The 19,501-nt window shown below is 66.0% G+C and carries 21 protein-coding genes; 11 read left to right on the top strand and 10 right to left on the bottom strand.

Annotated features, from left to right (window positions below; genetic code table 11):
• Positions 1-73: 73 nt before the first annotated feature.
• From VJ811_RS02230 to VJ811_RS02215, 4 genes are read right to left on the bottom strand one after another with little or no spacing between them, the layout of a single operon-like run.
• Entirely contained in the window at positions 74-1,783 is a 1,710-nt protein-coding gene (locus VJ811_RS02230; RefSeq protein ID WP_324070643.1) for a cisplatin damage response ATP-dependent DNA ligase, read from the bottom strand.
• Complete coding sequence (locus VJ811_RS02225; RefSeq protein WP_324070642.1) at positions 1,780-2,793, bottom strand: ligase-associated DNA damage response exonuclease; 1,014 nt, start codon at positions 2,791-2,793, stop codon at positions 1,780-1,782. The genes VJ811_RS02230 and VJ811_RS02225 overlap by 4 nt, the downstream gene beginning before the upstream one ends.
• On the bottom strand, positions 2,793-3,539 hold the full coding sequence (locus tag VJ811_RS02220; protein ID WP_324070641.1) for a UdgX family uracil-DNA binding protein: 747 nt from the start codon (positions 3,537-3,539) through the stop codon (positions 2,793-2,795). Before VJ811_RS02220 ends, VJ811_RS02225 begins: the two co-directional genes overlap by 1 nt.
• 42 nt (positions 3,540-3,581) lie before the next feature.
• Complete coding sequence (locus VJ811_RS02215; protein ID WP_324070640.1) at positions 3,582-5,057, bottom strand: sensor histidine kinase; 1,476 nt, start codon at positions 5,055-5,057, stop codon at positions 3,582-3,584.
• Between the two features lie 280 nt (positions 5,058-5,337).
• Here VJ811_RS02215 and VJ811_RS02210 point away from each other — a divergent pair, with 280 nt between their 5' ends.
• Positions 5,338-6,132: a response regulator gene (locus VJ811_RS02210; RefSeq protein WP_324070661.1), complete on the top strand. Its 795-nt coding sequence runs from the start codon at positions 5,338-5,340 to the stop codon at positions 6,130-6,132.
• Between the two features lie 43 nt (positions 6,133-6,175).
• On the opposite strand, the gene VJ811_RS02205 is transcribed toward VJ811_RS02210, so the two are convergent.
• Positions 6,176-6,730: a sigma-70 family RNA polymerase sigma factor gene (locus VJ811_RS02205; protein ID WP_414711902.1), complete on the bottom strand. Its 555-nt coding sequence runs from the start codon at positions 6,728-6,730 to the stop codon at positions 6,176-6,178.
• 291 nt (positions 6,731-7,021) lie between these two features.
• Here VJ811_RS02205 and VJ811_RS02200 point away from each other — a divergent pair, with 291 nt between their 5' ends.
• The 4 genes from VJ811_RS02200 (at position 7,022) to VJ811_RS02185 (ending at position 10,016) form a co-directional block, all read left to right on the top strand.
• Positions 7,022-7,252, top strand: a complete 231-nt coding sequence (locus VJ811_RS02200) for a NepR family anti-sigma factor (RefSeq protein ID WP_324070638.1) — start codon at positions 7,022-7,024, stop codon at positions 7,250-7,252.
• On the top strand, positions 7,252-7,887 hold the full coding sequence (locus tag VJ811_RS02195) for a sigma-70 family RNA polymerase sigma factor (RefSeq protein ID WP_324070637.1): 636 nt from the start codon (positions 7,252-7,254) through the stop codon (positions 7,885-7,887). The genes VJ811_RS02200 and VJ811_RS02195 overlap by 1 nt, the downstream gene beginning before the upstream one ends.
• A gap of 109 nt (positions 7,888-7,996) precedes the next feature.
• The gene (locus tag VJ811_RS02190; protein WP_324070636.1) at positions 7,997-9,172 is read left to right on the top strand and encodes a PQQ-dependent sugar dehydrogenase; all 1,176 of its coding nucleotides are present in this window, start codon (positions 7,997-7,999) and stop codon (positions 9,170-9,172) included.
• A 94-nt stretch (positions 9,173-9,266) separates the two neighbouring features.
• Positions 9,267-10,016 (top strand): esterase/lipase family protein, encoded by a 750-nt coding sequence (locus tag VJ811_RS02185; protein WP_324070635.1) that lies wholly within the window; start codon positions 9,267-9,269, stop codon positions 10,014-10,016.
• Positions 10,017-10,204: 188 nt separating this feature from the next.
• On the opposite strand, the gene VJ811_RS02180 is transcribed toward VJ811_RS02185, so the two are convergent.
• On the bottom strand, positions 10,205-10,723 hold the full coding sequence (locus tag VJ811_RS02180; protein WP_324070634.1) for a GNAT family N-acetyltransferase: 519 nt from the start codon (positions 10,721-10,723) through the stop codon (positions 10,205-10,207).
• 245 nt (positions 10,724-10,968) lie between these two features.
• Between VJ811_RS02180 and VJ811_RS02175 the strand changes: the two genes are divergently transcribed.
• Together VJ811_RS02175 and VJ811_RS02170 are read left to right on the top strand one after the other, a co-directional pair.
• Complete coding sequence (locus tag VJ811_RS02175) at positions 10,969-11,427, top strand: Rrf2 family transcriptional regulator (protein WP_324070633.1); 459 nt, start codon at positions 10,969-10,971, stop codon at positions 11,425-11,427.
• On the top strand, positions 11,420-12,115 hold the full coding sequence (locus VJ811_RS02170) for a class I SAM-dependent methyltransferase (protein ID WP_324070632.1): 696 nt from the start codon (positions 11,420-11,422) through the stop codon (positions 12,113-12,115). Before VJ811_RS02175 ends, VJ811_RS02170 begins: the two co-directional genes overlap by 8 nt.
• Here VJ811_RS02170 and VJ811_RS02165 read toward each other — a convergent pair.
• Positions 12,084-13,325: a hypothetical protein gene (locus VJ811_RS02165; protein WP_324070631.1), complete on the bottom strand. Its 1,242-nt coding sequence runs from the start codon at positions 13,323-13,325 to the stop codon at positions 12,084-12,086. The two genes, VJ811_RS02170 and VJ811_RS02165, sit on opposite strands and share 32 nt — an antisense overlap.
• A 311-nt stretch (positions 13,326-13,636) precedes the next feature.
• Between VJ811_RS02165 and VJ811_RS02160 the strand changes: the two genes are divergently transcribed.
• Both VJ811_RS02160 and VJ811_RS02155 read left to right on the top strand, forming a co-directional pair.
• A complete protein-coding gene (locus tag VJ811_RS02160) occupies positions 13,637-14,956 on the top strand; it encodes a S41 family peptidase (RefSeq protein WP_324070630.1) in 1,320 nt (439 codons plus the stop codon).
• Positions 14,940-15,407 (top strand): MarR family winged helix-turn-helix transcriptional regulator, encoded by a 468-nt coding sequence (locus VJ811_RS02155; protein WP_324070629.1) that lies wholly within the window; start codon positions 14,940-14,942, stop codon positions 15,405-15,407. Before VJ811_RS02160 ends, VJ811_RS02155 begins: the two co-directional genes overlap by 17 nt.
• Here the strand turns inward: VJ811_RS02155 and VJ811_RS02150 are convergent, their stop codons facing one another.
• The 3 genes from VJ811_RS02150 to VJ811_RS02140 form a co-directional block, all read right to left on the bottom strand.
• Entirely contained in the window at positions 15,408-15,890 is a 483-nt protein-coding gene (locus VJ811_RS02150) for a GNAT family N-acetyltransferase (RefSeq protein WP_324070628.1), read from the bottom strand.
• Positions 15,887-16,279 carry an acyl-CoA thioesterase gene (locus VJ811_RS02145; RefSeq protein ID WP_324070627.1) on the bottom strand — a complete coding sequence of 131 codons (393 nt, stop codon included), beginning with the start codon at positions 16,277-16,279 and terminating at the stop codon, positions 15,887-15,889. The genes VJ811_RS02150 and VJ811_RS02145 overlap by 4 nt, the downstream gene beginning before the upstream one ends.
• Positions 16,280-16,450: 171 nt before the next feature.
• The gene (locus tag VJ811_RS02140) at positions 16,451-17,701 is read right to left on the bottom strand and encodes a threonine ammonia-lyase (RefSeq protein WP_324070626.1); all 1,251 of its coding nucleotides are present in this window, start codon (positions 17,699-17,701) and stop codon (positions 16,451-16,453) included.
• Positions 17,702-17,886: 185 nt separating this feature from the next.
• Between VJ811_RS02140 and VJ811_RS02135 the strand changes: the two genes are divergently transcribed.
• Both VJ811_RS02135 and VJ811_RS02130 read left to right on the top strand, forming a co-directional pair.
• Positions 17,887-18,765, top strand: a complete 879-nt coding sequence (locus tag VJ811_RS02135; RefSeq protein ID WP_324070625.1) for an NAD(P)-dependent oxidoreductase — start codon at positions 17,887-17,889, stop codon at positions 18,763-18,765.
• Positions 18,766-18,944: 179 nt separating this feature from the next.
• Positions 18,945-19,501, top strand: a 557-nt coding sequence (locus VJ811_RS02130) for an amidohydrolase family protein (protein WP_324070624.1), incomplete at its 3' end; no start/stop codon positions are given.

Here is a 19,501-nt window from a genome sequence, read left to right as displayed (position 1 = left end):
GGGTTTGCGGCCTTAAACTCGGTATCGGGCCGATGGGTTGCAACCCTGTGACCGCAAATTTTGCGGTTATTTTTCAGGTCACCATCGCTTGCAGCGTCGCGATCCGGTCGGCTTCTTCGGCGGGCTTGTCGCGGCGGATGCGCGAGATGCGCGGGAAGCGCATCGCCAGCCCCGACTTGTGGCGCTTCGACGCGTGGATCGAATCGAACGCGACCTCGAGCACGAGCGATTTTTCGACCTCGCGCACCGGGCCGAAACGGTTCAGCGTGTGGTCGCGCACGAACTTGTCGAGCCACTTCAATTCCTCGTCGGTGAAGCCCGAATAGGCTTTGCCCACGGGTAGCAGCTCGCCCGCGTCGGACCAGCAGCCGAAGGTATAGTCCGAATAGAAGCTCGCGCGCCGTCCGTTGCCCCTTTGGGCGTACATCATCACGCAATCGGCGGTGAGCGGGTCGCGCTTCCATTTATACCACAGCCCCGCGCGCCGCCCCGCGACATAAGGCGCATCGCGGCGCTTGAGCATCACCCCCTCGATCGCGGCGTCGCGCGCGCCCGCGCGGCGTTCGGCGAGGTCGTCGAAGTCGCTCGCGTCGATGACTTGCGACAGGTCGAAATGGCTGTCGGCGAGGCGCGGCACGAAGGCTTCGAGCTGCCGCCGCCGTTCGGTCCACGGCAGCAGGCGCAGGTCGTTGCCGTCGACCGCGAGCAGATCGTACACGCGCACGAATGCCGGATAATCGGCGAGCATCTTCTTCGACACGGTCTTGCGCCCGAGCCGCTGTTGCAGCGCGTTGAAGCTGGCCGCCGCACCCCCCTGCACCTCGCCGCGCACGAGCAGTTCGCCGTCGATCACCGCATCCTGATCGAACGCCGCGACCAGTTCGGGAAACGCGCCACTGATCTCCTCGCCGCCGCGGCTGTAGATGCGCGTCTCGCTACCCCCGTGGACGATCTGGACGCGGATGCCGTCCCATTTCCACTCGGCGGCATAATCGGCAAGGTCGACACTCTCCTCCTCGAGTGGATGCGCGAGCATGAAGGGGCGGAAGAAGGCGACGTCGGCGAGGTCGGGGCGCTCCGCCCTGCCCTCGCCCCATTCGAACAGCGGCGCATAGGGCGGCGGGATCGCGTGCCACAGCTCCTCGACATCGTCGACGGGCACGTCGAAGGCCAAAGCGAACGCCTGTTTCGCGAGCCGCGCCGATACGCCGACGCGCATGCCGCCGAGCGCTAGCTTGAGCAAAGCATAGCGGCCGTCGGCGTCGAGGCGGTCGAGCAACGACGCAACGACCGCGGGCGCGTCGCTGCGGGAAGCGGCGGAGAGGGCGTCGACGGCTTCGGCGATGCTTAAGCCCCTCCCCTTTAGGAGTGTCTGGTCGGTCATGCCCCCGGCATGACCTAAACCGTCCGGGGGACGGTTTACCTGACACTGGGTTGGGGTGGGGCTTGTCGAGGTTATTCCGGCCCGACATGCCCCACCCCGACCCTCCCCTAAAGGGGAGGGAGATAAGGGCTCCGGCCACAGCAGCGCCGCTGTCTCCGCCGTGTCACCGACGAAATGCCGCGACAGGCGGAACAATTCCTCATCGACCCGCGAGCCAAGCAATGCGCGCACCGTCCCCGCCTTCACCGCGGGAAAATCGAGGCTCTCGGTCAGCGCCGCGATCGCCCAGCCGCGGTCGGGATCGGGGGTATGGCGCAGGTAATCGACGATCAGCGCCAGCTTCGTGTTGCGCGAACGCGTATAGACCAGCCGGTCGATCAGGGCCGCGAAGCGCTTCACGCTTCCTCCTCCAGATCGCGGCCGACAAGATGCAGCGCGCGCGCCTTGCGCTGGGTGAGTTCGCACCAGCGCAGCAGCCCATCCTCGCTGCCGTGCGTGATCCAGCTTTCCTTCGGGTTCACTTCCGAAATCGTCGTCGTCAGCTCGTCCCAATCGGCGTGGTCGGAGATCACCAGCGGCAGTTCGACCATCCGCTGCCGCGCGCGCTGGCGCACGCGCATCCAGCCTGACGCCATCGCGGTCACCGGATCGGGCAGCCGCCGCGACCAGCGATCACCCAGCGCCGAAGGCGGCGCAATCACGATCTGCCCCGCCATCTCGGCCTTGCCGGTTTCGCTGACGAGCCTGAGCTCGCCGAGATCGACGCCGTGCACGGCATAGAGCTCGCACATCTTCTCGAGCGCGCCGTGGATATAGATCGGCGCATCCCACCCCGCGCCGCGCAGTTCGGCGATCACACGCTGCGCCTTGCCCAGCGCATAGGCGCCGACGAGCACCGAGCGGTCGGGCTCGGCGCGCACCGCGCCGATCAGCTTGGCGATTTCGTCGGCGGTCGGCGGGTGGCGGAACACCGGCAAGCCGAAGGTCGCCTCGGTGACGAATATATCGCACGGCACCACCTCGAAGGGCGCGCAGGTCGGATCGGCGCGGCGCTTGTAGTCGCCGGTGACGACGATCCGTTCGCCCGCATATTCCATCAATATCTGCGCGCTGCCGAGCACATGCCCGGCGGGATGGAAGCTGAAGCGCACTCCGCCACGCTCGAACCCGCCGCCATATTCATACGCCTGATTATGGCTCGCCTCGGCATCGACACCATAGCGCAGCGCCATGATCGCGATCGTCGCGGGCGTCGCGAACACCGACCCATGGCCGCTGCGCGCATGATCGGCGTGGCCGTGGGTTACCGCCGCGCGCTCGACCGGGCGCGACGGATCGATCCACAGGTCGGCGGGCTTTACATAGATGCCGCTCGAATGCGGTTCGATCCAGGATTTGGGTTTTGCCATCAGGCGGCGAGCTTCCGCGCACGGATCAGGTCGGTAACGAACGCCTTATGCTCTCCGGCGGCGCGTTCGCGGTCGGGCATGCGGAGCAGGAAAGACGGGTGGATCGTCGCGACCAGTTTCGCCCCACCCTCCAGTTCGTGCACCGCGCCGCGCATCGATTTGATGCTCGCGCTCTTGCCCGTCACGCCGCGTAGCGCGCTCGCGCCGAGGGTCACGATCAGGCGGGGCTGAACGAAGGCGCGCTCCTTGTCGAGCCACCAGCGGCAAATGTCGATTTCGCCCGTCGTCGGGGTCTGGTGGAGCCGCCGCTTGCCGCGTGGTTCGAACTTGAAATGCTTGACCGCGTTGGTGAGAAACAGACGCCGGCGGTCGAGCCCCGCTTCCTTCAGCACCCTGTCCAGCAGCTGTCCCGCCGGGCCGACAAAGGGCCGCCCCTGCAAATCCTCCTGATCGCCCGGCTGCTCGCCCACCAGCATGATGCGCGCATCCTTCGGCCCCTCACCCGCCACGCCTTGGGTCGCGTTGCAATAGAGCGGACAGCGCCTGCAGCGATCGACCGCACGCGGCAGTTCGTCCAAGGTTTTCACATCATCGCGGGGCAATTCATCGGGCACGGGCGTCCGCCATTTATCGGTCAAAGGGCTCGCCAAGGAAACTGCCGCTTCGCGCATGCGTTCCACCCGCGCCTCGGCACCGGCGAGCAACGGCGCGATATTTCCAGAATCGGTTTGGCGGACATGTCCCATGGCTAGCACAGGAACATAGAGAGAACAAATTGCGTTCTACGTCTAAGCCTCGCGCCATTTTGCGGGCAGCGCGATGTCGACCACCAGCCCGGTCGGCTCCCAGTGGCGCGCGATCGTGCCACCCAGATTGTTGCGGACGCTGCGTTCCATCAGCAGCGTGCCGAAACTGGTGCGGTCGGGCGGCCCGACCAGCCCCTGCGTCCCGGTTTCGGTCCAGGTCAGGCGAAACATCCGCGACTCGCCGTCTTCCGGATCCTGCGACCAGTTGACCTCGACGCGTCCCGCGTCGTTCATCAGCGCCCCGTGCTTGACCGCGTTGGTCGCGAGTTCGTTGAACACCAGCGCCATCGCGACCAGCGCATTTTCGGGGAGCAGCAGGTCGGTGCCCGACCAGCGGATGCGCGGAAAGGCCGCCTCGACCTCGCGCATCAGCGCGTGCATCGACCCGGTCATGAAATTGGCGCCGAGCAGCACATTCTGCGCGCGGTTGAGCGCGTCGAGCCGGCTGCTGATCCGTTCGACATAATCGTCGACGCCCTGCGCGGCGTGGCGGGTGAGCGAGATGATCGCGCTGACCGTCGCGAACAGGTTGCGCATCCGGTGGTGCAACTCGCGCATCAGCAGATTGGCATTTTCCTGCCGGCTCTTCTGTTCGGTGATGTCGATGCTGACCCCGCTCAGCATGCCATCGTCCGCCCGCACGTCCCAGTCGCCGCGCACGGCGTTCCAGCGCACCCCGCGCTCGGGATTCAGCACGCGATATTCGGCCGCATAGGGCGTGCCGTTCGCGATCGCTTCCTTCAGTATCTCGCGCAGGCCGGCGCGGTCGTCGGGATGGACGAGATCGAAAAATCCATTGCCGGTCGCCAGCATCGCCTGATATTCGGAGCCCCATAGTTCGGCGCCTGCACCCTGCGTACTCAGCTGGTCGGTCCGCGGATCATATTGCCAGGTCGCGATCCCCGAAAAATCGAGCGCGCGTTCGAGCGTCCGGCGCGCTTCGTCGCGCTCGACGGCGAGCCGGCGAAGGTCGGCTTCGGCCATGATGATCCCGGCGAAATCCTCAAGCCGTTCGAGCTCGACATCGGTAAGCGCTTGACGCTCGTCGCGGTCGATCAGGCAAAGGCTGCCGAGGATCGCGCCGTTATAGGCGCGCAGCGGCGCCCCGGCATAGAAACGGATATGCAGGTCGCCGGTCGCCAGCGGATTGTCCTGAAAGCGCGGATCGCCCGGCACGTCGGTCACCATCACCGGCCGCTCCTCGGCGATGACATATTGGCAAAAGCCCATCTCTCGCGGCGTTTCGGGGGTATCGAGGCCATGGGCCGATTTGAACCACTGACGGCAATCGTCGACCAGCGAAACCAGCGCGATCGGCACGTCGTAAAGTTCGGCGACCATTTTCGTCACGCGGTCGAATGCCTGTTCGGGCGGGGTGTCCATGATGCGATATTCGCGAAGCGTATCGAGACGCAGCCGTTCGGCGCGTGCTGCAGCTTCGTCTCCCCCGTCCGTCAAATCCCGTCCCTCGCTGCCTCGCGATGCCGATGGCCCCGCATCGCTCATATCCCCGGGGCACCGCTCTGCCATGAATATGGTCCCTACAAAAGCATCGTCGCCGCGCCATAGGGAAAGTGGTGGCATTCCACTTACTTACGTCGCAGCCTTGTCGCGCCCGGCTGACTCTACGCACCGCTGCGCGACAAGTTGCAGCCGCCCGCGCGGCTTTTCGACGCCGACCGGCGGAACCGACCCGTGCCGGGCCGCGTATGACTGGTTCCCCCAGGAGGATTATGTGATGACATTGGGTGAGGAAATTCGCGGCCACCTGCCTTTCTTGCGCCGCTACGCGCGCGCTTTGACGGGCAGCCAGCAGCATGGCGATAATTTCGTCCACACGACGCTGGAAGTGATCGTCGCGGCGCCCGACGAGTTTCACAGCTGCGACAACAGCCGGATCGACCTGTACCGCAATTTTCACCGCATCTGGGAAAGCGCCTATATCGACGATGGCGAGGGCAGCGACGAAGGCGAGCATCCGCTGGTTCGCGCCGCGAACCAGCGCCTCGCGCAGATCACCCCGCTCGGCCGCCAGATCCTGTTGCTCACCGCGCTCGAGGGCTTTTCGGTCGAGGAGGCCGGATTGATCACCGGCACCGACCGCGCGACCGTCGAAACGCTGCTCGCCGATGCGGTCGGCGACCTCGACCGCGAATCGCAAACCTCGGTGCTGATCATCGAGGACGAGCCGCTCATCGCGATGGAGCTCGAACAGATCGTCCGCGACCTTGGCCACCGCGTCGCGGGAATCGCGACGACGCACGAGGATGCGGTCACGGCGTTCGAAGAGACCGACGCGGGGCTTGTTCTTGCCGATATCCAGCTTGCCGACGGATCGTCGGGGATCGACGCGGTGCAGGACATTTTGGCGATCGCGCCGGTCCCGGCGATCTTCATCACCGCCTTTCCCGAACAATTGCTCACGGGCGGACGCGTCGAGCCGACCTTCCTGATTTCGAAGCCGTTCCGCGAAAATACCGTGCGCGCGGCGATCAGCCAGAGTTTGCTGTTTACGCCGCAACTGGCGGCATAATCTCCCCTCCCGCTTGCGGGAGGGGAGAAACCTCAAAGCAACCTCAGTCCCCGGCGGGACCGTTCGTGGTCAACTGGTCGACATTGTCCATGATCGTGCGGAACGCCTCGCTCGATGGCATCACGTCGGTGCTGCGCCGCGGCATCTCGCCGCTCTCCAATATCGCCTGCAGCGCCGCGCGGCCGCGCGACACGCGGCTCTTCATCGTGCCCACCGCGCAGCCGCAGATCGCCGCACCTTCCTCATAGGATAATTGCCCGGCGCCGATCAGCACGAGCGCCTCGCGCTGGTCAACGGGCAGCAGCATCAGCGCGCGCTGGACATCGGCCAGGTTCAGGCTGTCGTCCTGATCGTCGGGCGCGACGAGCAATCGCTCGGCGGCGAGCTCGTCATATTCGGCGGTGAATTTCTTGCGCCGCATCTGCGACAGGAAACAATTGCGCAGGATGACGAACGCCCAGCTCTTCATGCTGGCGGGACCCGGCACATATTGCGCGCGCGCCTTCCACGCCTTCAGCATCGTTTCCTGCACCAGATCGTCGGCAAGGTCGGCATTGCCCGTCAGGCTGCGCCCGAACGCGCGCAGATGCGGCAGCATGGCCGCGAGTTCGCGCTTGAAGCTGGCATCGTCGAGCGGCTGAGGCGTTTCGTCGCTAGTCACGCAATCCTGATCGCTTGGGCGCAGTGAGCACCGCTGAATGGATGCAAGGCTTAGCGGGTTGAATCCCTTATGGGAACCAAAAGCGCACCCAAAGAGGCGGCAACCGATACCGTCCGGATCCGCCATTGTGCTTTTGCCGCAACACCGTTCGTCAAAAAAACCGGCAGGCGGGGAACCCGCGGCCGTTCTCGTCGTTGCTCCCGCATGGCTACGCAAGGCAACAACAGGATGAACGGCAAGGGTTCCCTCCCGCCCGGCGCCGATGCGCCGCGCCGCCCGCTGGGGGGCTTTCCCGGCACCAACGGCGACCAGTGGCATCGCACGCTGACCGGGCGGCAGGCGCCCGAGCCCGTCAGCGCGAAGCTGCGCATGATCTATGGCAATGTCGTCGCCGAAAAGCTGCCCGACAATATGCTCGACCTTCTTTCCCAGCTCGATCAGAAAAGCCCGAAGCAATAATGACCGGAACCACCGCCGCTGCTTCGCAGCCGCAGGCCGACCCCCTGACCGACAGCGAATTCAAGACGCTGCTCGCGGGCGTCATTCCGCATCTTCGCGCCTATGGCCGCAGCCTGTCGGGCAATCCCGACCTCGCCGACGATCTGACGCAGGATACGATGGTCAAGGCATGGGCATCGCGCGAACGGTTCGAGCGCGGCACCTCGATCAAGGCGTGGACCTTCGTAATCCTGCGCAACACCTTCCTGTCGCAAATGCGCCGCAACAAGTTCGTCGGCGAATATGACGAGACCGCGGTCGAGCGCACGATGTCGACCCCCGCTGCCCAGGAAGACAGCGGCGAGATGGCCGACCTGCAGCGCGGCCTGATGGAATTGCCGCAGGACCAGCGCGAGGCGCTGATCCTCGTCGGCGCCGGCGGGCTGTCCTATGAGGAGGCCGCCAGCATCTGCGACTGCGCGCTCGGCACGATGAAAAGCCGCGTATCGCGCGCACGCGCCGCGCTCGAAGAGATTATGAACAGCGGCCAGTTCTCGCAGAAGCGCGCCGACGCGCCGCCGTCGAGCGAGGCGGTCGACGCGATCATGGACAGCGTCGAGACGATCACCGCGCGGCGCGAGGCGGCGGATCGCTAGATCCCCGTCGCCCCAGCGAAGGCGGGGGTCGCTGGAATATTCTCGCCCTCGACTTTGCCGCAACGGCGCGTCAAAACGGAGCGTCCTTCCCCAGCAAAGCGAGCCTCCGATGAAAAATCTGCCGCCCCTCGCCCTGATCGCCGCACTCACCATCGCTGCCTGTTCGGCGCCCGCCACAACCGAAGCCGCGCCCGCCGACACCGCCAAGCTCGACGCATCGGGCGCGCAGCCCGCGACGCCGCTCGCCGACGCGCCGTTCACGGTCAAGGAGGTCGCGAGCTTCAACGAACCCTGGGCGATGACCTTCGTCCCCGGCACGCGCGCGGCGCTCGTGACCGAGCGATCGGGCAAATTGAAACTGTGGCAGGAAAGCGGCCCGACGCTCGACGTCGCGGGTGTCCCCGCGGTCGCCTATGGCGGTCAGGGAGGCTTCGGCGACGTGATCGTCGCGCCCGACTTCGCGACCACCGGCACGATTTACCTGAGCTGGGTCGAGCCCGGCCCCGGCAAGACCTATGGCGCCGTGGTCGGCAAGGCGAAGCTCAAGCAGGGCGCCGCCCCTGCGCTCGAGGGACTCCAGATCATCTGGAAACAGGATCCCAAGGTCACCGGCCAGGGCCATTATTCGCACCGCCTCCTCTTTTCGCCCGACGGCAAATATCTCTTCATCGGATCGGGCGAGCGCCAGAAATTCACGCCCGCGCAGGACATGACCGGCAATCTCGGCAAGATCCTTCGGCTCAATCCCGACGGCAGCGTTCCCGCGGACAACCCCTTCGCGTCGGAAGGCGGCCTCACCGCGCAAATATGGTCGCTCGGCCACCGCAACATCCTCGGCCTCGCCTTCGACGGCACCGGCAAGCTGTGGAACCAGGAAATGGGCCCGAAGGGCGGCGACGAGGTCAATCTGGTCGAGGCGAAGGCGAACTATGGCTATCCGATCGTGTCGAACGGCGATCATTATGACGGCAAGGATATTCCCGACCATCCGACGCGCCCCGAATTCGCGGCGCCCAAACTGTGGTGGAACCCGTCGGTCTCGCCCGCCGGGCTCGTCTGGTATGGCGGCGATGCCTATCCGGGCTGGAAGAACAGCCTGTTGATGGGCGCGCTGTCGGGCGAAGGGTTGATCCGCATGGGCATCGACGGCGACAAGCTGCACAAATCCGACCGCTGGGATTTCGGCCAGCGCGTCCGCGAGGTCGAGGTGCGTGACGACGGCTCGATCTGGCTGCTCACCGACGGCGAGGACGGCAAGCTGGTGAAGCTGGTTCCGAAGAAATAACTGTTCCCCGGCGTAAGCCGGGGTCCAGAAACATTGCGCAACCTTTTCTGGACCCCGGCTTTCGCCGGGGAGCAGCAACGACTATATCGCCCCCATGATCCGCGGCTTCCTCACCCGGCGCGCCGAATGGCCCGCGCGCATAGCCGATCCCGACGCGCTGCCGCCGCTGAAGCTCTTGTGGCGCGAGATCGGGTCGCTGGCGCGCGCGCTGTCGGGGCGCATCCGGCCGATGCCGCCCGAACCCAATCCCGACAGCGACCATCCGCCGGTGATGGTCCTCCCCGGCTTCCTGTCGGGCGACTGGGCGACCAAGGCGCTGCGCGCCGACCTCCGCCGCGCGGGTTTCCGCTGCTATGCCTGGGGTCTCGGCTTCAACCGCGGCGCGACTGCCGACATTATCGAGCGCATCGACACGCGCGTGCAATGGATCATCGACCGCACCGGCTATGCCCCCGCGCTCGTCGGGTGGAGCCTTGGCGGCATCTATGCGCGCGAATATGCCAAGCATCATCCGGACAAGGTCGCGCGCGTCGTCACGCTGGGATCGCCTTTTTCGGGCAGTCGCCGCGCCAACCGCGCCTGGCGCCTCTATCACCTGATCGCGCGCCACCCGGTCGACAATCCGCCGATCGACTTCCACCCCGCCCCGCGCCCCGAAATGCCGACCTTCGCGCTCTGGTCGAAGCATGACGGCGTCGTCGCGGTGAGCAGCGCGCGCGGGCTTCCGCATGAAAGCGATCGGCAGGTCGAGGTCGACTGCGGCCATATGGGTTTCGCCTATGCGCCCACATCGGTGGCGGCGATCGTCAAGGCGCTGACCGAAGAGGTGTCGGAACCCGATTAATCCTCGCTGTGCCGAAGGCATGGGGAGGTGGCCGTGCCCTTCGACTGCCTTGCAGGCGCTCAGGATAAACTGCGCCAAAGGCGCAGCGCTGACGGAGGGGTAATGGCGCTGACGTTGCCGACCCCTCCACCACTTGCTTCGCAAGCGGTCCCCCTCCCCACGGCTTCGCCGCAGGGAGGATCAAGAGACTAGCACACGTCGATACGCCAGGCGGGCGCGGCGCGCCACGCCATCAGCATCCGCCCCGGCCGCTTCCCCGCGCGGCCCGTCGATACGAAGCCGATCCGGCGCAGCAGCGCGCGCGAGCGCTCGTTGTCGGGATGGCATTCGGCGATGATCGAGCAGCCCGGGCGCGACGAGGCGAGCGCCCCGACGACCGCGCGCACCGCCTCGGTCGCGATGCCCTTGCCGCGCGCGCGCGCCGCGAACCAGTAGCCGATCTCATATTCCTGTCCGATACGGCGGTGCACCCCGATCACGCCATTGAGATCGAGGCCGCTTTCGTCGCGCACCGCGTGAAACACGTCGCCGCCGCCCGAGCCTGCGATCAGCGCGCGCGCGTCGGCTTCGGTAAAGGGTGCGGGCAGGAAATGGACCTGCGAGGTCACCATCTCGTCGGTGATCGCGGACAGCGCGCGCGCATCGTCGGCAAACAGCGGCGTGATGCGGCAACGGTCGGTCGACAGGGCAAGCAAAGTATCGGTCATGTCGCGTCTCTTCAAAAAGCGCACGCCGTGACCGGGGGGTAGTGGTGTGATGATGACCATTCGCCTTGTCCGAACACGGCGGCGATGGTCACAGGTGATGCCATGCCGCTCCTATGTAAAGGAGCGCCAATACGCCTTGAATCGGAGGGATTGATCGTTGGTCATCGCGAGCGGACCTAACAGCGGCGCGTTTCCCGATCAAGCCCTGCCTTGACGTCGCCATTTCACGCACTATTTAAAGTTACATGAAACGCGACAGCCGACTCTCGGGCGTGCTCCACGTCCTCCTCCACATGGCCGAACAGGGCACCCCGATGACCTCGGACCAGCTCGCGAAAGCGATGCAGACGCACCCGGTCGTGATCCGCCGCATCCTCGGCGGGCTGCGCGATGCGGGCTTCGTCCACAGCGAAAAGGGGCATGGCGGCGGCTGGACGATCGCGCGCGATCTCGCCGGGATCACGATGCGCGACGTCTATGACGCGATCGGCCGCCCCGGCCTGATGGCGATGGGCAACCGCACCGAGGCGCCCGGCTGCCTCGTCGAGCAGGCGGTCAACGCCGCGCTCGATACCGGCTTTCAAGAGGCCGAAGCACTGCTGCTCGCGCGCTTCGGCGAAGTGACGCTCGCGGCGCTCGCCGCCGATTTCCACGCACGCATGGCCGCGCGATCCCCTCAAACACAGGAGCATATCCATGGCTGAAGGCGCCCGGCATTTCCTCGACAGCTTCAAGGATCCCGAAGCGATCGCACGCTATACCGAAGGGCCGCGGCGCTTCGTTCCCGGGCTCGACGGGCTCCACCGCATGACCGGGCTGTTGCTGGCCGAGCGCGTGCAGGGCGACGCGCATATCCTCGTCCTCGGTGCGGGGGGCGGGCTCGAACTGAGGGCGCTCGCCGACGCCTATCCCCGCTGGACCTTCACCGGCGTCGATCCCGCAGGCGCGATGCTGCACCTCGCGGCTCAGACGCTCGGTCCGAACGCCCATCGCGCCGACCTGGTCGAAGGCTATATCGACGATGCCCCCGCCGGTCCGTTCGACGGCGCGACCTGCCTCCTCACCCTCCACTTCCTTGACGTCGAAGAACGCATCCGCACCGCCGCCGAAATCCGCCGCCGCCTCAGGCCCGGCGCGCCGTTCGTGGCCGCGCACGGCAGCTTCCCGCAAGGCGCGCACGAACGCGACCGCTGGCTCGACCGCTACGCCGCCTTTGCCATCGCATCGGGCGGCGACCCCGAGCAGGTCGCCAAGGGCCGCGAAGCCGTCTCCACCCACGTCGCGATGCTGAGCCCCGAAGCCGACGAGGAGGTGCTGCGCGCCGCGGGTTTCCACGATGTCGAGCAATTCTACGCCGCCTTCACCTGGCGCGGCTGGGTGGGTTATGCGTGAGCGAAACGGAGGCGCCTGACTCGCGCCCGGCAGGCAGGCGCGCGAGCAGCGCGACGAGCTGCGCCTGCGAGGTCGCGCCGGTCTTGCGGAAAATCCCTTTCAGCAGGAAGCGCGCGGAGTTCACGCTGACCGCCCGCTGCGCCGCATAATCCTGTAGCGTGTCGCCCGCGGCGAGCGCGACGGCGAGGCGGGCTTCGGCCGGGGTCAGCCCGAACCATTGCGCGACGCGGTCGATCTCGACCACGGGGGTTTCGCCCGGCGCGCTGCCGAGCGTGACGATCAGCGAGGCGCCGAGGCGCACGCTCCCGAGTTGCTGTGCCGACTGGCGCGTGACGCGCGCGACGAGCACCGGGCATTCGGCGTCCGCGGCGCCGACGGTCTGGAAAGCGAGGCCGGCGGGGTCGGCGCTTTTGACGAGGTCGAGCAATCGCTTTTGGCTGGCGGGATGGGTGAAAGCGAAGCGGTCCTGCGCGATGCGGATGAAGCCCGCCCGTTCGTAGCGCCGCGCGCGGTTGTTCGCGGCGAGGATATTGAGCTGGTCGTCGAGGCTGAAGATCGCGAAGGGCGCGGCGTCGGCGGCGGCACGCGCGGCGCCCGCGGCGAGGTCGAGCGTCGCGATGCGGTCGCTGATCCGCATCGCGCGCTGGATATGCGGGGCGAGGACGCGCAGCCCGCGCTTCAACCGCTCGACATCGCGGTCGCCGGGGCCGGGCAGCATCAGCCCGAGCCGGTCGCCGTCGCGCCGGTCGAGCAACACCCCGACAAGCCGGTCGATGCCATAGGGTTTGAGGAAATTGCGGAAGAATTCACTTTCATAGAATTCCTCGCGCGTCATGATGTCATAGCTGTCGACGACGCTGCCGTTGCCATAGCGTTGGAACTTGCGCGACCATGGATGGCTGCCGGCATAGACCGCGGTGTAGATTTCCTGGATGCCGGCGGCGAGCCCCGTCGCGGCGACGAAACGCGCCTGCGGCGGATTGCTGCTTTCCCAGAGGATGAAGGCCGCTTCCCAGCTCAGCGGACAGAGGGTGCCGGTGATGCGGGCAAGGGTTTCGTTCCAGCTTTCGGGATGGAGCACCGAATCATAGATTTCGCCGATCAGCGCGTTGAGCACTTCCCATTCGTCCGGCGCATTATGGTCGGACGGAAAGACCGGTAGCTGGTCGCTCTGCATGCACTTCCCCCAGAAGATCCGCAGCAATGTCATTTGAGAGGAGCGGAGCCGCGATGGCAAGTGCAATGCGATAAAATGAAAATATTCTGTCGCCTACCCATGTGGGTAGTGAAACAATCCACCGAATCGGACATTAGGCGGGTGCGACCCGAGGAAGGTGGAACCAAGGCCATCTTGCTCTCTTGAAGTCCGTCGGCTTGCCGGCGGACTTCATTTTTGGGCGCGCCTCACCGGATGATCGCTCCCACGCTCCCGCCGCTCGATCGAGCGCACGCTTGCATTCGCAATAATTACAATATATTGCGCAATATATTGTACAAATCGTATCGCAGGCAGGAAAACGAATGACTATCCGGCATTGGGCACTAATTCTCGCCGCCACGGCCGCTTGGACGGGGGGCGCCGCCACGGCGCAGGACGCGCCGTTCACGGCCGCCGACAAGCGCGTCGTCGTCGAACAGCTCGACCGGACGCTCAAGGCGAATTATGTCTTTCCCGACAAGGCCAAAACGATCGCGGCGGTGCTGCGCCGCCATCTCGACGCCGGCGATTATGATGCCGTGCCCGACCGGCACTCCCTCGCGCGCGAGCTGACCGACGATCTGATCGCCGCGAGCAACGACCTGCATTTCGCGGTCGGGGTCGATCCCGAATGGGTCGCCGACTATGCGGCGCGGCAGGATCCCGCCCGCGCCGCTGCGCTGCGCGAAGAGGAACGCCGCGAAGAGACGCGGAAAAATTTCGGCTTTGCCGGCCTCCGTTATCTGGGCGGCAATATCGCCTATGTCGATTTGACGCATTTCGCCGACCCCGAACCCGGCTATGACGCCGCCGCGGCGGCGATGCGCTTTATCGAGAATGGCGATGCGGTAATTTACGACCTGCGCTACAACAATGGCGGCTATCTGGAGATGGCCCAATTGCTCGCGAGCCAGCTGTTTCCGGGCGACAAGGATCAGGAGCTGTTCGATTATTATTACACGCTCGACGGCCGCCGCGTCGAACGCGGCCAATGGGTGCTGCCCGCGCTGCCGGCGAAACGCCTGACCGGCAAGCCCGTCTATGTCCTCACCGGATCGACCAGCTTTTCCGCCGCCGAATGGTTCGCCTACACGCTGAAAAAGCTCGGACGCGCGACGCTGATCGGCGAACGCACCGCAGGCGGCGCGCATCCGGTCGACCGCAAGCCCGTCGGCAGCGATTTCTTCGTACAGGTGCCGATCGGCCAGATCCGCGACCCCGTCGACCGCAGCGATTTCGAGGGACAGGGCGTCGTGCCCGATCATCAGGTCGCCTCGGCTGACGCGCTCGCCGTCGCGCACCGCCTCGCGCTCGCCGATCTTGCGAAGTCCGATCCGGCGAAGCAGGCCGATGCGGACTGGTTCGCACCGGAGCTCGCCCCTCGCGCCCGGCCAGCCACCGCCGCGCTCAAGGCGATTACCGGCCGCTACGAAGGACGACGCATCGACCTCGTCGGGGGCAAATTGCTCTACACCTGGCGCGAACGCCTCCGCCTGACGCTCGAGCCGCTCGCCGGCGATCTGCTGGCGATCGAGGGGGTACGCGATTTCCGCTTCCGCATTATGCGCAAAGGCGGCAAGGTCGCCGCGCTCGAACGCATCGACCGCGACGGAACGACCCAGACCTATGCCCGCCTCGACTGATCTCGACGACATCTCGTTCCTCGGCCGCCTCAGCGAAGCACTCAGCCAGCGGATCGAGGAGCAGACGCATCCGCTGTTCGACGACGCCGGCATCATCGTCCCCGTGCGGTCCTGCTCGCTTCTCAACGCCCTCAGCGTCGCGGGCGAAGCGTCGGCCGCCGAGCTCGCGCGCGCGCTCGGCCAGTCGCACCAGCTGGTCGTCCAGAAATGCCCCGCGCTGCTCCGCCTCGGCCTGATCACCCAGCACGCCGACCCCGCCGACGCGCGCCGCAAGATTTTCCGGCTGACCGACGCGGGCCGCGACCAGCTCGCCCGCATCGACGCCTATAGCGTGCGGATAAGCGAGGTCTATCGCGCGCTCTTCGAAGAGGTTGGCGATGTGCATGGCGCGATACTGAAGGCGCTGAACGCGCTCGCCGACAAGCCGCTGAGCGAACGCATCAGGGAATAGTCAGAGCGTCCGAAACATCACCAGCGCATCGACGAAACCCTCGCCCGGATGATCGAACGCGCCCGGCAAGCGGCCGACCACGTCGAACCCCAGCGACTGCCACAGCCCCACCGCGCGCACATTGGTGCTGACGACGAAGTTGAACTGCATCGCGCGAAAGCCGCGCGCCTTTGCATGCGCAATCGAATGCAGGCCCATCGCCCGCGCGACCCCGCGCCCGGTCGCCGCCGCGCTCGTCATATAACCCGCGTTGCAAACATGCGCGCCGCCGCCCGCCTGATTGGCGCGGAGATAATAAGTGCCGAGGACGACGCCATCCTCCTCCGCAACGAACGTCTCCTTGTCGGCCCCGAACCAGTAAGCGAGCCCCTCCGCCTCGCGCATGTCGCGATCCAGCGTATAGGTCTCGCCCGCGCGGATCACCGGTTCGAGGATCGCCCAGATCGCGGCGGCGTCGGCCGCTGTGGCAGGCCGGATGATCATCCCGAAAACGGCGCGACGATGTCATCGGTCACGCGCAGCGGCCGTCCGCTCGCCTTGTCGAGCAGCGCCCACACCGTCCGCGCGCGGACATGGGCCTTTCCGTCGACGCCGGTGAACTCCATGAAACGGTCGAACTTCGCGCCCTGCGGCTTGTCGGCGACCCACGTCCGCGCGGTCACCGTCTCGCCGGGGCCGAGCGCGCGGAGATAGTCGATCTCGTGCCGCACCACGACCCAGATATAGGTATCCTTGTGGGATTGCGGCGCAGCGGCGTCCCAATGGCCGGTCGCGACCTGCTGGATCCACTGGACCCATACCGCATTGTTGACATGGCCGAGCTCGTCGATGGCATCGGGAGTGGCGGTGAGGGAGAGTTCAAAAGTTCGCATCGACCAAGTCCATAGCAATCCCCTCCCGCTTGCGGGAGGGGTAGTGAGACTTGCGAACTTGTTCGCTAGTCGCAACGGGGTGGGCTCTGCGAGGCCGGTCTGCCCACCCCGCTGCAACCAGGCAGCAAGCTGCCAAGTTTCGCTGCCCCTCCCGCTCGCGGAAGGGGCAAATCAAGCCAGCTCGACCGTCGTCACCATATAGCCCGCATCGCGAAGCGCCGCGACGAGGCTGTCGAGATGCTCGCGGTCGCGCGCCTCGCACTCGATGTCGGTGATCAGTCCCTTCGCGGGCAGCGTCGTGAAGATGCGCTGATGATAGATTTCGATGATGTTGACCTGTTTCTCGTCGAACAGCTTCATCACCTTGAACAGCGCGCCGGGACGATCCTGCAACCGGATGCGCAGCCGCGCGATGCGGCCCGAACGCGCGAGGTCGCGCAGCAGCACATTGGCGAGCAAGCGGGTGTCGATATTGCCGCCGGTCAGCACCAGCCCGACCTTGCGTCCGGCAAACTCCTCCGGATGCGCGAGCATCGCCGCAAGCCCTGCCGCGCCCGCGCCCTCGACGACGGTCTTTTCAATCTGGAGCAGCAGGCTGACCGCACGCTCGAGATGGCGCTCGGCGACGAGCACGATATCGTCGTTGAGTTCGGCGACGATCCTGCGCGTATAGGCGCCCGGCTCCTTGACCGCGATGCCCTCGGCCAGCGTGTCGCCCTCGCACGCCATGTCGACGCCGTTGAGCTCGGCGTACATCGACGGATAGAGCTCGGCCTGCACGCCGATCAGCCGCATGTCATTCTTGATCCCGCGCGCCGCAGTGCCCATGCCGGTGAACAGCCCGCCGCCGCCGATCGGCACGATCAGCGTGTCGAGTTCGGGCACATCCTCGAGCATTTCGAGCGCGACCGTTCCCTGCCCCGCCGCGACATGCGGATGGTCGAACGGATGGACGAAGGTCAGCCCGCGCTCGACCTCCAGCTCGCGCGCATGCGCATAGGCGTCGTCGAATTTCTCGCCGAACAATATGATCGTCGCGCCATGGCTCGCGGTCTGCGAGACTTTCACTTGCGGCGTCGTGCTCGGCATCACGATGGTAACGGGAACGCCCAGCCTTTTGCCGTGATAAGCGAGCCCTTGCGCGTGATTGCCCGCCGACGCGGCGATCACACCGCGTTCGCGCGCTTCGGGCGCCATCAGCAACAGCGCGTTCAATGCGCCGCGTTCCTTATAGGCCGCGGTGAACTGCAGATTCTCGAACTTCAGCCACACCTCGGCGCCGACCATTTCGGACAAGGTCTGCGAATGGAGCGTCGGGGTGCGGACCACCGCGCCGTTAATTCGCTCCGCCGCTGCGCGCACATCGTCCAATGTGATCGCCGGTAGATCGGCGGCGGCGGTCAGGGTGAATTGATCGGTCATAGCCGTGCGGCCCTACCGGCAAGCGGACGCGAGGGAAAGGGCGAGAATGACAGGGACAGTCCCTATATTCTCGCGGATGCCGGTCGCTCCGCGCCCACCGGACCAAATAAATAGGGACTGTCCCTATTTATTTGGCGGCGGTACGTGTCTGGCGCGCCGCGCAAACCATGGTTATGGACTTGGCCATGAACGAACAAAAATTGCGCATCGCCTTCATCGGCACCGGCGTCATGGGCGGCCCGATGGCAGGCCACCTCGTCAAGGCGGGCCATAACCTCACCGTTTACAACCGGACGCGCGCCAAAGCCGATGCGTGGGTCGCGCAGCACGGCGGCGCGGCGACATCGACCCCCGCGGAGGCCGCAAGGGATGCCGATGTCGTCCTCACTTGCGTCGGCAACGACGACGATCTCGCGCAGGTGACGCTCGGCCGCGACGGCGCGTTCGGGGCGATGCGGAAGGGCGCGCTGTTCATCGACCACACCACCGTTTCAGCGCGCATCGCGCGCCAGCTTTCGGTCGAGGCCGAGGGGCGCGGACTCCTCTGCCTCGACGCTCCCGTATCCGGCGGCGAAGCCGGAGCGCAGAACGGCACGCTGTCGATCATGTGCGGGGGAACCAAGGCCGCGTTCGACGCCGCCGCGCCGGTGATGCAGGCCTATGCCGCGCGCATGGTGCATATCGGCGGCCCCGGGGCGGGGCAGACGACCAAGATGGTCAACCAGATCGCGATCGCCGGGGTGGTCCAGGGGCTCTCCGAGGCGCTGCGCTTCGCACAGGCGTCGAAGCTCGACACCGACAAGGTGTTCGAGGCGGTGTCGGGCGGCGCCGCGGCGAGCTGGCAAATGCTCAACCGCTGGGGCACGATGGCGAAGGACGAGTTCGATTTCGGGTTCGCGGTCGACTGGATGCGCAAGGATCTGGGCCTCGCGCTCGACGAGGCGCGCGTCAATGGCGCGACCTTGCCGGTCGCGAGCCTGGTCGATCAATTTTACGCCGATGTGCAGAAAGCCGGCGGCGGGCGAAAAGACACGAGCTCGCTCGTGACGAGGATGCCGAAGTGAGGGGCATCGAAGAAAAGAACAGCCGTGTCCCCGCGAAGGCGGGGATCCATCTCCGGTCAGTTCAAAATGGCGCCGTCAGGAGAAGGGCTCCCGCCTTCGCGGGAGCACTCAGCTTTTTCAGCTTCAGCAAAGCCGATCATCTCCCAAGTCTCGCTGCCCCTCCCGCCTGCGGGAGGGGATTGCTGGTGCTCGCGGCCCTGACCCTCGCCGCCCCCGCGCACGCCGATACGCTCGTCGACAACATCAACGGCATCACGCTCGACAAGGACGGCAAGCTCGTTCGCTTCACCGGGCTCGTCATCGACACGCAGGGCAAGGTGAAGCAGCTGCTCGACCGCAAGGACAAGCGCCCCGAACGCCCCGATTTCAAACAGGATGGCCAAGGCAAAACCCTCATCCCCGGCCTGATCGACGCGCACGGCCATGTCATGGGTCTGGGCTTCCAGCTGATGCTGCTCGACCTTTCGGACACCAAAAGCCTTGCCGAGGCGCAGGCGGCGATCCGCAAATATGCCGCCGAAAATCCCGAAATGCCGTGGATCATCGGGTCGGGGTGGAATCAGGAGAAATGGGGTCTCGGCCGTTTTCCGACCAGTGCCGACCTCGACGCCGCGGTGCCGAACCGGCCCGTATGGCTCGAACGCGTCGACGGCCACGCCGGCTGGGCGAACACGGCGGCAATGGCTTCCGCGAAGATCACCCCCGCGAGCAAGTCGCCCGAGGGCGGCCGCATCGA

Source organism: Sphingopyxis sp., assembly GCF_035250425.1.
Taxonomy (GTDB): Bacteria; Pseudomonadota; Alphaproteobacteria; order Sphingomonadales; family Sphingomonadaceae; genus Sphingopyxis.
The sequence above is the reverse complement of the archived record's forward strand: the minus strand, read 5'-3'. Positions and strand labels throughout refer to the sequence as shown.